This window comes from Paraburkholderia sp. JHI869 (assembly GCF_038900775.1).
In the GTDB taxonomy this organism is placed as follows: domain Bacteria; phylum Pseudomonadota; class Gammaproteobacteria; order Burkholderiales; family Burkholderiaceae; genus Paraburkholderia.
The window spans coordinates 250678-261941 of the sequence record NZ_JAYMSC010000001.1 but is presented as its reverse complement, the minus strand read 5'-3'; the positions used below and the strand labels follow the sequence as shown (position 1 = coordinate 261941).

Here is an 11264-nt window from a genome sequence, read left to right as displayed (position 1 = left end):
CCATGACGAAAACGATCGACGCCTCCCAACGCGCCCGCGGCCCGCGCCGCGCCGCCGGCAACGGTGCAAAGCTCGCACTCGCGGCCGCCGTGACGTTCGCGTGCGTGAGCGCGCGCCCCGCCCTCGCAGCGGACGCCGCCACGATCCAGCGCGGCGCCTACCTCGCCGCCGTGGGCGACTGCGCGGCGTGCCACACGGCGCCGCACGGCAAGCCGTTCGCGGGCGGGCTGCCCATGAACACGCCGATGGGCCGCATCTACACGACCAACATCACGCCCGACCCGGACACTGGCATTGGCGGCTACACGCAGGCGGACTTCGCGCGCGCCATGCGTGAGGGCGTCGCGAAAGACGGCCACAACCTCTATCCGGCGATGCCTTACCCCTCGTACGCGAAGGTGCGCGACGAAGACGTCGCCGCGCTCTACGCGTACTTCATGCAGGGCGTGCAGCCGGTCAAGCAGAGCAACCGCGACTCCGACATCAAGTGGCCGATGAACATGCGCTGGCCGCTGAAGATCTGGAACGCCGTCTTCCTCGAGAAGGGCGCGTACCAGGACAAAGCGGGCAAGGACGTGGCATGGAATCGCGGCGCGTACCTCGTGCAGGGTCTCGGGCACTGCAGTTCGTGTCACACGCCGCGCGGCATCGGCTTCAATGAGAAGGCGCTCGACGAAAGCGGCGACGCCTGGCTCACGGGCGCTGCGCTCGACGGCTGGTTCGCCTCGAACCTGACGGGAGACCACAACACGGGCCTCGGGCGCTGGAGCGAAGCGGACCTCGCGCAGTTCCTGAAGACGGGCGCGAACCAGCACGCCTCGGCGTTCGGCGCGATGACCGATGTCGTCAACAAAAGCACCCAGGCCATGAACGACACGGACGTCAACGCGATCGCGGTGTATCTGAAGTCGCTGCCGGCCAAGGGTGGCGATGGCGGACCGGCCTATGCGTACGACGGGCAGGCAACGAAAGTGTCGCTCTCGCGCCCGGCGAACGATGCGGGCGCGCGCGTCTACACGGCGTACTGCATGCATTGCCACGGCGCCGACGGGCGCGGCTTCGCGCCGATGTTCGCGCCGCTCGCGGGCAATCCGAACGTGCTGGAGAAGGACGCGTCGTCGCTCATCAACGTCACGCTCAACGGCACCGGCGATCTCGTGATCCAGGGCATGCCCGCGCCGTACCCCATGCCCGCTTATGCAGATGTCCTAAGCGACAAGCAGATCGCCGACGTGCTCACGTTCGTTCGCGCGGGCTGGAACAACAAGGCGGGGGAAGTGGGCGCGGCAGAGGTCGCGAAGATGCGCACGAGGACGCAGGCTGCGCGCTAGGAAAGGCGTGTTGAAACGATCGCGCCGGCCATGAATGCGGCCGGCGCGATTGTCGTGAAACGATGTAGCGTTAGTGAGTGAGCGGTTGCGTCACGTCCTGGCCGAACCACTGCATGGAGATTTTCTTGAGCGTGCCGTCCTGCTTGAGCGAGGTGAGCGCGTCGTTGATCGCCTTCTCGAACTTCGGATTGCCCTTGCGGAACGGAATGGCCATTTGCTGATCGGCGCCCGGCAACACGGCGCCCGGACGCAGCGGCAGATTCGACGTCTTGATGATGTACGGCAGCATCAGGCGGTCGTCCATCGTCGCGTCGATGCGCTTCGCGGCCAGATCGCGCAGCTTCTCGGGCGCGCCGGGATACGTTTGCACGTTGATGCCCGGCACGGCGCGCGCCATCTGGTCATAGTTGGTGCCGAGCGTCACGCCGAGCTTCTTGTCGCCCTTGAATTCGTCGAGCGTCTTGAACTCGCGTTTGTCGTCGGAGCGCTGGATCAACTGCGCCGCCGAATACGTGTACGGCTGGCTGAAGTCGAGCGCCTGCTGGCGTTGCGGCGTGACGGTCACCTGATTGACGATCACATCGAACTTGCCGGCCTGCAGCGCCGCGATAATGCCGCTCCACTCGGTGGGAATGAACTCGGGCTTAACCCCAAGCTTGGCCGCCACGGCCTTCGCGACATCGACGTCGAAGCCAACGAGATCGCCCTTGCTGTCACGAGAATCGAACGGGGGATAGGTGCCTTCCAGGCCGATCTTGAGCACCCCGGCCTGTTTGACGGAATCCAGCAGGTCTTCCGCATGGGCGGAAACGGCGGTGAATCCCAGTGCCGATACGGCTAGCGCGCTAGTGAACAGGAGCTTCGTTAACTTCATTCAACTTCTCCTCTTTATGTGGATATCTGGACTGCTTCGCGATGGCACATCAGCGCCCCCCGAGGCCGCGTCGCTAGAGAATACTACGATCGGCTACGCGATCGTAGCCCGCGCAACTGAGTACTTTCCCGCGCTGTGCGGCGCCCAGAACGGGGCAAACCCGAATGCGCCTGGCACCGCGCTATCATCGGCTTTTGGCATGACTGGGTCGCGCCGGAAACCCGACTAATGGGCGTCCGGCGGTCCCCACCGATGCCTTGCGCGCGCTTCTGGTAATGTCACGCACATGCAAACGATCCTCTCCATCGAGAATCTCTCGAAAGTCTACGCATCGGGACTCCGGGCGCTCACCGACATCAATCTGGACATCCAGCGCGGCGAGATCTTCGCCCTGTTGGGGCCGAATGGCGCGGGCAAGACGACACTCATCAGCATCATCTGCGGCATCGTCAATGCGAGCGAAGGCCGCGTGCGCGTGGCCGGTCACGATATCCTCGCCGACTACCGCGCCGCGCGCTCGCTGATCGGCCTCGTGCCGCAAGAGCTGACGACCGACGCGTTCGAAACGGTCTGGGCCACCGTGTCTTTCAGCCGCGGCCTGTTCGGCAAGCCGGCCAACCCCGCCTATGTCGAGCGCGTACTGCGCGACCTCTCGCTGTGGGAGAAGCGGAACAACAAGATCATGACGCTCTCGGGCGGCATGAAGCGCCGCGTGCTGATAGCGAAGGCGCTCGCGCACGAGCCGCAAGTGCTGTTTCTGGACGAACCGACTGCGGGCGTGGACGTGGAGCTTCGCCGCGACATGTGGGAACTCGTGCGCGGGCTCAAGGCGAGCGGCGTGACGATCATCCTCACCACCCACTACATCGACGAGGCGGAAGAGATGGCGGACCGCATCGGCGTCATCAACGCGGGCAAGATCATGCTCGTCGAGCACAAGGACGTGCTCATGCGCGAGCTGGGCCGCAAGCAACTGACGTTGCAACTCGACGCTCCGCTGAGCGCCATTCCGGACGGTCTCATCGCCTGGGGGCTCGAACTGGCCCACGGCGGCACCGAACTCATCTACACCTACGACAGCGAAAACGAACGCAACGACATCATCACGTTGCTCAAGAACCTGAGCGACGCCGGCATTGGCTTCACGGACCTGCAAACGAGCCAGAGTTCGCTGGAAGACATCTTCGTGAGTCTCGTCCATAAGGACCCGGCAGCCGCTTCAGAGCCCGACTCACAGTCCACGATGGCCTCCGTCGCGGAAAACGGCAAAGGACAGGTAACCTCCCGATGAACCACTACGCAATTCGCGCCATCTACCGGTTCGAAATGGCGCGCACGCGGCGCACGCTGATGCAGAGCATTGTCGCGCCCGTCATTTCGACCTCGCTCTACTTCATCGTATTCGGCTCCGCGATCGGTTCGCGCATCAAGGAAGTGAACGGTGTGAGCTACGGCGCGTTCATCGTGCCGGGCCTCATCATGCTGTCGCTCCTGTCGCAGAGCATTTCGAACGCGTCGTTCGGCATCTACTTCCCGCGCTTCACGGGCACGATCTACGAACTGCTCTCGGCGCCCGTTTCGTACCTCGAGATCGTGATCAGCTATGTCGGCGCCGCGGCGACCAAGTCGGTCGTGCTCGGGCTCATCATCCTCGCAACCGCGGGGCTCTTCGTGCCGATCGAGATCCAGCATCCGGTGTGGATGGTGTTGTTCCTGCTGCTGACGGCCATCACGTTCAGCCTGCTCGGCTTCATCATCGGCATCTGGGCAGACAACTTCGAAAAACTGCAGATCGTGCCGCTCCTGATCATCACGCCGCTCACCTTCCTCGGCGGCGCCTTCTACTCGGTCGACATGCTGCCTACCGCCTGGAAGGTGATCACGCTGTTCAACCCGATCGTCTACCTGATCAGCGGATTTCGCTGGAGCTTCTACGGGCTCGCGGACGTCGACGTTGGCGTGAGTCTCGGCATGACCGCCGCCTTTCTCGTGGTGTTCCTCGCGATCACTGCGTGGATCTTCAAGACGGGCTACCGGCTGAAAACCTGACGTTAGCAACTGACGTTGGCTAACTCGCCGGGTGCCCGCCTCGAACTTCAGGCCGGCACCTGCCCCGGTGCGCTGTCGAGCGGGCCTTCCTGTGGGCGGTTCAGCGGGCCGTCGAACGAGCCGTCCAGAATCCGAAGCTTGTCGGTCATATCGGGAAAGCTGTGACCTGCCGCGCGAAGCTCATTGACAATCCGATGCCCAACGGCCCTGCAATGAGCGAGCGTCTCATGCAAGCGCGGTTCGGACTGAAGGCCCGTCACCGCCCGCTCCAACTCTGATGGGGATTCGCTCAGCAACGCGGGAACGACTTCCTCCGGTGGGATCAGCGAGCCGTGACTCAACAGTTGCGCGGTCCAGTCGCAACCGTACAGCAGAGTGCGCCGTTCGGCCCTGCGCGCTTCGTCCTGCTCGAGCGCGGCGAGGCTGTTGCGATTCTTCTGTATCTCGGCACGCCACGGCGCCAGAATGTCGGCGCGCAGCGCCGCTATCGCTTCGCCAAGTGCTGCGTTCTGCCCGCCCGCGACCAGGCGGCGTTCATCGAGCCGATCCACTTCGTCCCGATAGCTTTCGAGGTACGCGAGCCAGTTCAACGGCAACTCCGGCTTTTCGAAGAATGCGCGGCGCACCTCGTTGAGTTCGTTGCGAATATCCTGAAGCGCCTGGTTGTCGGCGAGTCGCGCTTCGTGAACGTCGTGGGCCGTCACCATCTGCCGGTGCAGCGGGAAAAGCGGATTGCTGTAGCGCCGCTGTAGATGCCTCTCAGCCGCGCCCGGCCGTGCGCTCCATTTCCAGTTTGGCAGCGATTTCGCGTCGAATTCGACCGCCTGGATCATCGGCCGGAAAACAGCAAGCGCTTCGTCAGTGGCGTGGCGAAAGCAGTCCGCGAGTTTGTAATCGTTGCCTTGCAGGGAGACGCCCGCATCCCCTGCATAAGGCGAGTCGGGTCGAAGCCTGAGGGTGCCCGTGGCCAGAAAGAATTCCATCGGCAATTCGACGGGAACACCTTCCAGTCTGAACGCGCGTTGATCGGCAGAAATGGCCTCGACGGAATGCGCCAGGCGATTTTCCTGATCGAGGAGCGCGTCGATCGCGTCTCCCGACGAAAGCTGCGCGGCATCGGCAAGCAGGCAAAAAGTTTCGCGCGCCATTCTCGCCGCGATGGTGCCGTGCTTCTCGGCAAACAGCCAGAACCAGAGGGCGAGCTGATAGCCCTTGACCCCATTTTGTGCGGTCGCTTCGACCTCGGGTGTGAACGCGATGCCGGGCGCTGCCCAGTTCGCGAACGGCGGTGTGCCAACGCCCTGGTACATGCTCAGGAGTTGGCGTATCGATTCATGCGTATCGGTGGGCCAGTTGCGCGCCTGTTCTTCGCGCTTCTCTGTTTTCCAGAACCTCCAGTCCATTCTGCACCTCGCAAGAGAGCAAGTATCGGTGCTACTCGCTGCGAGCGATACTTGCACACTCCGCCGAGGGCGTAAACCGGTGATGTCCGCTCTTGCCCTTTATGCTCCGCTGAGTTCGTGATGGAGAGCGACGAATTCGCGCGTGAGTTTGTGCGCGGGGTCGAGGTGAACGACGGGCTTGGCCTGCTGGTGCGATTCGCGAATCTTCACCGACGACGACAGCCGCGACGACAGCACCGGCAAGCCTTCATCCACGAGTTCGTCGACGAGCTTCTGCGGCAGGCTCGCGCGCGGCTGAAACTGGTTGATGACGATGCCTTCCACCGTGAGCGCGGCATTGTGATCCTGCTGAATCTCCTTCACGTTTTCGAGCAGCGTATAGAGCGCGCGGCGCGAGAAGTCATCGCAGTCGAATGGAATGAGACAGCGCTCGACCGCAATCAGCGCGGAGCGCGTGTAGAAGTTCAGTGCGGGCGGCGTGTCGATGTAAATCGCATCGTACATGTCGAGCTCTTTGAGCGCGTCGCGCAGCTTGTAGATCTTGTAGCGCGACTCGAGCTTGCCATGCAGCGTGTCGAGATCGGGATGCGCGGGCATCACGTCCAGATTCTCGAAGGGTGTGGAATGAATGAACGACGTGACGTCGATCGGCCTGAAGCTGAAAGTGAGCGCGGTTTCGAAGAAGTCGGCGACGTTGGGCTTCGCATCGGTGGAAGCCGCGCCGAGCAGGTACTGGCTCGAATTTGCCTGCGCGTCGAGGTCGATGACGAGCGTACGCTGGCCCTCATTCGCGCTGATGGCAGCGAGATTACAAACGATCGTTGATTTGCCTACGCCACCCTTCTGATTGAACACCACACGCCGCATGTCTTCGCTCCCCTGTTTCTCGTCAATTCAATGAGACGGATGGGGATGAGCATACCCGATGCGGCGCTGCAAAAAGATGTTTGGAGCAGGTTTTGTCGGTGCGTTGCTAGTTACGCAACCGCTTCATTTACCCTGGGCTGGCGGGTTATAACCACCACCGTCGCATGCGTAACTCGCGGTTGCTGGCAGCGCCAGGACAAGCGATACGGCCAACAGGGCTGCAAAGATGCGTCGAGCTTTCATGTGCTTGTCTCCATGGGGTCGATCATGACCCGCAGTAAGCGGTTGACGAAATCTCACTTGCGAAATCCGGTCGGCGGCGGACCGGCGTAGCCATCCCCTTTACCGTGCGCATAGCCCGCGGTCGGGCACCCTATTGTCGTCACCACCGCAACGACGACCATGAACGCGACCAGATAGGGTCTCATGGCACACCTCTGCCTGCGCACTTGATGCATTGAGGATAGATCAAGTGACTTACAGAGTGATTTCGTGTGATTACGACCTGAAATCCGCGCATACACGAGGAGGAGCGCACTCGCATCGCCAAAAAGCAAAGCGCCATTGAATGATCCGGACGCCTGAACAAGCGCGTCGGTCACCCATGGCGCACAGACTTCGAAGGTAGATGAGGAAACCCGCTTTCGCTCAGCCGAGTTTCAGTCGGCGCACGCGCAGCAGCGATCCCGCCACACACACCGCCGCGAGCACGAACAGCGCGAAGCCCCAGGCCTGTACGACTGCAAAACGCGATCCCCAGTTCATGACCATGCCCATGACGATGATCGGGCTGCAGAAGTAGCCGATGAATTGCGCAGCCGTGAACGCGCCCGTGCCGAATCCGCGCCGCGAGAACGGCATCGAGCGCAGGCCCCAGCTCACCAGCGCGGGCAGTGCGATGCCGCAGCCCAGACCGTTGATCGCGCCGCCCACCGTAAGCATGGTCTCGTCGTGCGCCGTGCCCATAGAGACGAAGCCGAGCCCGCACACGATCATCCCCAGCACGAACTGCTGAAGCACCGAGCAGCGGCTCGCGATGAACCAGCCGAAGCCAAGCGTACCCACGATGATCCCGGCGCTGTTTACCGCGTAGGCAAAGCCGATTGCGCTCGTCGAGTGCACGCCGAGTTGAACGAGCATGAACGAAAGATGCACCGGCACGATCATGAACACGAGACCGACGCCAAATGCCGCGAGGCAGATCAGCGCGAGCAGCCAAGGCCGGAATTCGGGCTCGTCAGCATCGGCGCGCGTATGGGCTTCGGGCGCAGCACCTTGCGTGTCCCAGATGAAAATCTGCACGAGCGGCGCGAGCAGCAGCGGCAGCGCATACGCGGCGAACGGCGTACGCCAGCCGTAGGCGCCCAGCATGCCGCCCATCAGGTTGAAGACGAAGGCCGAGGTCGAGGCCACGGTGACCTGCAGTGCAGCGTAACGGTCACGCTTGGCGCCCGTGAAGTAGTCGCCGATGAACGACGTACTCACGGTCATCGCGGCGGCTTCGGCGAAGCCGACCAGCGCGCGGCTCGCGAGTATCGAATGAATCGAGTCGAGATAGAGCGGCGCGGTGCCGGCGATCGCATAGAGCACCAGCGAGCCGACCAGCACGCGCTTGCGGCCGATCTTGTCGCTGACGGCGCCGATCACCATGGCCAGCGCGCCGAGCACGAGCATCGGCATGGTCACCACCACGGGCACCAGCGTTTCGATGCCGGGCACGCTCGCGAAATGCTGCTGCATTGCGGGCAGCACCGGGCCGATCACTGTGGGCGCCAGCGTGCCGCAAATCACGGTGCTGAGCAAAATGAGCGCGTGAAGTACGTTCGCTTCGCGATGCGCCGGCGCGCCGGCGCGCCTTTCCACCTGGACATGCATGAGGTCGTCTCCGATTTATTTGAAGTGGGGCACGCAGCGCTGCAATGCAGAACTGCCTGCTTCCCGTTTGTGTGTGAGACGAATGATTCCGCCCGCGACGTTACGACACAATCAGATTGCGTCGACAAGACCATTTGATGTCGTCGAATCGATGCGCCCGGCTTCGCGCCGCGCGGGCTTTAACCGCGTTGCTGGAGCGCCGCGCCGGGTGCATGGGCGCTGGCCTGTGCCTGCTCCAGCAGTACACGGCGCAACCACGCATGCGCCGGGTCGCCGTCGTTGATCGCGTGCCACTGCATCATTTCGACGAGCGGCGGCAGATCCATCGGCAGCGGCAGCACGCGCAGCGGCAGAAAATGCGCGTAAATCTTCGCGAGGCGCGTGAGCACGGTCGCAATGCGCGTCGTGCCGATGACCAGTTGCGGCAGTGTGCTGAAATTGGTGGTCGTCACCTCGATATTGCGCGAGATGCCGCGGCTCGCCAGCAGAAAGCCCTCTACGCTCGCGCTGCGGCTGTCGCCGAAGGTCGCGGCGACGTGACCCAGTTCGCCGTACTGTTCGGCCGTAAGCGTCTCGCCTACGAGCGGGTTGCCCTCCCACACTACGCAGCTGTACGTCTCCTCGAAGAGCGCCTGCGAGGGGTGATCGGGATTGACCGACACGCTCGGATAGATCACGAGATCGAGTTCACCCCGGTCCAGCCGGTCGGGCACGTCGTCGGTCATGTTGGCGATGTGCAGCGTGATACCCGGCGCCTCGCGCTGCAGGCGCTGCACCACATCGATTAGCAGTACTGTGGTCAGGTAGTCCGACGCGCGGATCACGAAGTTGCGGCGCGCCTGCGCCGGGTCGAACTCCAGTCGCGCAACGACTGTCGACTGCACGCGCAGCAGAATCTCGCGCACCGGCTGCGCAAGGCTGCGCCCGAGTGGCGTGAGTTCCATGCGCCGCCCAACCTGCATCAACAGCGGATCGTTGAAGTACTCGCGCAAACGGCCCAGCGCGCTGCTCGTTGCCGACGCGCCAATATGCAGCCGCTCACTCGCTCGCGTGACGCTGCGCGTGTCCAGCAGCGCATCGAGCGCGACCAGCAAATTCATGTCGAAGTGACCCAGTCTCATGGGGCGCACTATCCCGCGAGCATCCGATTGCATCAATGCGTGTTTCCACTAGGAATTGATGGAAGCGACAGATGAATCACCCTACAGTACGGCCATACGATTGATTCACCGGGCCGTCGCTTGCGGCGCACCCATACAAAGCCGGAGACAACCCCCATGCAGTCGGCGCCTTTCACGCAGCTTTGCGAGCCGTCCCAACCGCTGCTTCCCGCGTTGCGACCCCATCACTTCGGCGTCAGCGTGCCCGACCTCGATTCCGCTGTCGCCTGGTATGGCCGCATGCTCGGCTTCACGCTGGAGCAGCAACTCACCGTCGAGAAGATTCCGGCGCGTATCGCCTTCGTGCGCCGCGATCAATACCGTATCGAGCTCTTCGAAGTGCCGGGCGCGGCGCCCTTGCCCGACGAGCGCCGCGAGCCAAACCTCGATCTGCGCACGCACGGCAACAAGCATATGTGCTTCGAAGTGCCCGACGTGAGTGCGGCAGTCGCCGCGCTACGCGACGCGGGCGCCGACATCGCCTTCGAACTGAAGGTGGACGGCAATCCCACGGCCTTCATTCGCGACGTGAGCGGCAACCTGATCGAGCTGCTCGAACCGTTTGCGGCCGATCGCGATTTTCGCTGAATCCGCTCGCCACGTCCCTTACCTGACCTTACTTCATACGTTTACGCGCACCCGTTCCCATGACGACTTCGCATAACCCGCTGCACGGCTGGCAGGTCAACCGCAACGACATCCGCATGGTCGGCCACGATCTGCTGCGCCCCGAATGCATTCTCGCCGAGCGCGACGGTACGCTCTGGACCGCAGACGCGCGCGGTGGCGTCGTACGCATTGCACCCGACGGTACGCAAACGTTGATCGCGCAACAAAGCGAGCATACGCAGGAGCCCTCTTCGCAGGACGCGAAACAACTCATGATGGGCGGCACGCTGCCCAACGGTCTCGCCTTCGATCGCGACGGCAACATCGTGATTGCGAACTTCGGCACCGACGCCATCGAGTTGATGACGCGCGACGGCGCTTCGCGCACGCTCTATGACCGCATCGACGGCGAACCGCTCGGCAAGACCAATTTCGTGCTCACCGATACGCGCGGGCGCATCTGGTTCACCGTGACCACGCGCCAGGTGCCGTGGACACGCTCGATCAACGAAAAGACCGCCGACGGCTACGTGGGTCTGATCGACGAGCATGGCATCCGCATCGTCGCGGACGGTTTTGTCGGAACCAACGAGATTCGTCTCGACGCAAACGAGGAATGGCTCTACGTAGTGGAAACCAACGCGCGACGCATCTCGCGCCTGCGCGTGCAAGACGACGGCTCGCTCACCGACCGCGAGATCTATGGACCGCATGATCTGGGCGGCTTTCCCGATGGCTTCGCGTTCGACGCGCACGGCAATCTCTGGATCACGCTGATCCTCACCGAAAAGCTCATCGCCCTCACGCCCGAGGGCGAAGTGCTCACGCTGCTCGACGACGGCAACCCCGAAGCCGTCGCGCGATACGAAGAGCACTATCGCAACGGCACCACCACGCCCGAGCTGATGGGCGCCTGCCGCGGCACGCTCGCACCGATGATGGCGAGCCTCACGTTCGGCGGCCCCGATCTGCGCACGGTGTATCTGGGCAGCCTGGGCGGCAACACGCTCGCGAGCTTCCGCTCGCCCGTGCCCGGTCTGCCGCTCGCGCACTGGCACCTATCGGCTACGCACACTGAGTAACGACGCCTCTGAAT

The 11264-nt window shown here is 63.1% G+C and carries 11 protein-coding genes; 5 read left to right on the top strand and 6 right to left on the bottom strand.

Features of this window, described 5'->3' with window-relative positions; translation table 11 throughout:
* Window positions 1–2 precede the first annotated feature (2 nt).
* Window positions 3–1331: a cytochrome c gene (locus VSR72_RS01195; RefSeq protein ID WP_342950579.1), complete on the top strand. Its 1329-nt coding sequence runs from the start codon at window positions 3–5 to the stop codon at window positions 1329–1331.
* A gap of 70 nt (window positions 1332–1401) precedes the next feature.
* Here the strand turns inward: VSR72_RS01195 and VSR72_RS01190 are convergent, their stop codons facing one another.
* A complete protein-coding gene (locus VSR72_RS01190) occupies window positions 1402–2205 on the bottom strand; it encodes a transporter substrate-binding domain-containing protein (protein WP_342950578.1) in 804 nt (267 codons plus the stop codon).
* A gap of 286 nt (window positions 2206–2491) precedes the next feature.
* On the opposite strand from VSR72_RS01190, the gene VSR72_RS01185 reads away from it, so the two are divergent.
* Both VSR72_RS01185 and VSR72_RS01180 read left to right on the top strand, forming a co-directional pair.
* Window positions 2492–3496 carry an ABC transporter ATP-binding protein gene (locus VSR72_RS01185; protein WP_342950577.1) on the top strand — a complete coding sequence of 335 codons (1005 nt, stop codon included), beginning with the start codon at window positions 2492–2494 and terminating at the stop codon, window positions 3494–3496.
* Window positions 3493–4254 carry an ABC transporter permease gene (locus tag VSR72_RS01180; RefSeq protein ID WP_342950576.1) on the top strand — a complete coding sequence of 254 codons (762 nt, stop codon included), beginning with the start codon at window positions 3493–3495 and terminating at the stop codon, window positions 4252–4254. The genes VSR72_RS01185 and VSR72_RS01180 overlap by 4 nt, the downstream gene beginning before the upstream one ends.
* A gap of 47 nt (window positions 4255–4301) precedes the next feature.
* On the opposite strand, the gene VSR72_RS01175 is transcribed toward VSR72_RS01180, so the two are convergent.
* The 5 genes from VSR72_RS01175 to VSR72_RS01155 all read right to left on the bottom strand — a co-directional run bounded on the left by VSR72_RS01175 (window position 4302) and on the right by VSR72_RS01155 (window position 9520).
* Window positions 4302–5657, bottom strand: a complete 1356-nt coding sequence (locus tag VSR72_RS01175; RefSeq protein ID WP_342950575.1) for a tryptophan leader peptide — start codon at window positions 5655–5657, stop codon at window positions 4302–4304.
* Between the two features lie 99 nt (window positions 5658–5756).
* The gene (locus VSR72_RS01170) at window positions 5757–6524 is read right to left on the bottom strand and encodes a ParA family protein (RefSeq protein WP_342950574.1); all 768 of its coding nucleotides are present in this window, start codon (window positions 6522–6524) and stop codon (window positions 5757–5759) included.
* 296 nt (window positions 6525–6820) lie between these two features.
* Window positions 6821–6952: a hypothetical protein gene (locus tag VSR72_RS01165; RefSeq protein WP_342950573.1), complete on the bottom strand. Its 132-nt coding sequence runs from the start codon at window positions 6950–6952 to the stop codon at window positions 6821–6823.
* Window positions 6953–7172: 220 nt separating this feature from the next.
* Window positions 7173–8399 (bottom strand): MFS transporter, encoded by a 1227-nt coding sequence (locus VSR72_RS01160; protein ID WP_342950572.1) that lies wholly within the window; start codon window positions 8397–8399, stop codon window positions 7173–7175.
* A gap of 179 nt (window positions 8400–8578) precedes the next feature.
* Complete coding sequence (locus VSR72_RS01155; RefSeq protein ID WP_342950571.1) at window positions 8579–9520, bottom strand: LysR substrate-binding domain-containing protein; 942 nt, start codon at window positions 9518–9520, stop codon at window positions 8579–8581.
* A gap of 156 nt (window positions 9521–9676) precedes the next feature.
* Between VSR72_RS01155 and VSR72_RS01150 the strand changes: the two genes are divergently transcribed.
* A complete protein-coding gene (locus VSR72_RS01150) occupies window positions 9677–10147 on the top strand; it encodes a VOC family protein (RefSeq protein ID WP_342950570.1) in 471 nt (156 codons plus the stop codon).
* A 59-nt stretch (window positions 10148–10206) separates the two neighbouring features.
* Window positions 10207–11250 carry an SMP-30/gluconolactonase/LRE family protein gene (locus tag VSR72_RS01145; RefSeq protein WP_342950569.1) on the top strand — a complete coding sequence of 348 codons (1044 nt, stop codon included), beginning with the start codon at window positions 10207–10209 and terminating at the stop codon, window positions 11248–11250.
* The last annotated feature ends 14 nt before the right edge of the window (window positions 11251–11264 follow it).

Excerpts from the sequence above, each read along its gene's own strand:
- VSR72_RS01160 (WP_342950572.1), bottom strand. The coding sequence starts at position 8,399 with ATGCATGTCCAGGTGGAAAGGCGCGCCGGCGCGCCGGCGCATCGCGAA.
- VSR72_RS01155 (WP_342950571.1), bottom strand. The coding sequence starts at position 9,520 with ATGAGACTGGGTCACTTCGACATGAATTTGCTGGTCGCGCTCGATGCG.
- VSR72_RS01150 (WP_342950570.1), top strand. The coding sequence starts at position 9,677 with ATGCAGTCGGCGCCTTTCACGCAGCTTTGCGAGCCGTCCCAACCGCTG.
- VSR72_RS01180 (WP_342950576.1), top strand. The coding sequence starts at position 3,493 with ATGAACCACTACGCAATTCGCGCCATCTACCGGTTCGAAATGGCGCGC.
- VSR72_RS01190 (WP_342950578.1), bottom strand. The coding sequence starts at position 2,205 with ATGAAGTTAACGAAGCTCCTGTTCACTAGCGCGCTAGCCGTATCGGCA.
- VSR72_RS01165 (WP_342950573.1), bottom strand. The coding sequence starts at position 6,952 with ATGAGACCCTATCTGGTCGCGTTCATGGTCGTCGTTGCGGTGGTGACG.
- VSR72_RS01145 (WP_342950569.1), top strand. The coding sequence starts at position 10,207 with ATGACGACTTCGCATAACCCGCTGCACGGCTGGCAGGTCAACCGCAAC.
- VSR72_RS01185 (WP_342950577.1), top strand. The coding sequence starts at position 2,492 with ATGCAAACGATCCTCTCCATCGAGAATCTCTCGAAAGTCTACGCATCG.
- VSR72_RS01170 (WP_342950574.1), bottom strand. The coding sequence starts at position 6,524 with ATGCGGCGTGTGGTGTTCAATCAGAAGGGTGGCGTAGGCAAATCAACG.
- VSR72_RS01175 (WP_342950575.1), bottom strand. The coding sequence starts at position 5,657 with ATGGACTGGAGGTTCTGGAAAACAGAGAAGCGCGAAGAACAGGCGCGC.
- VSR72_RS01195 (WP_342950579.1), top strand. The coding sequence starts at position 3 with ATGACGAAAACGATCGACGCCTCCCAACGCGCCCGCGGCCCGCGCCGC.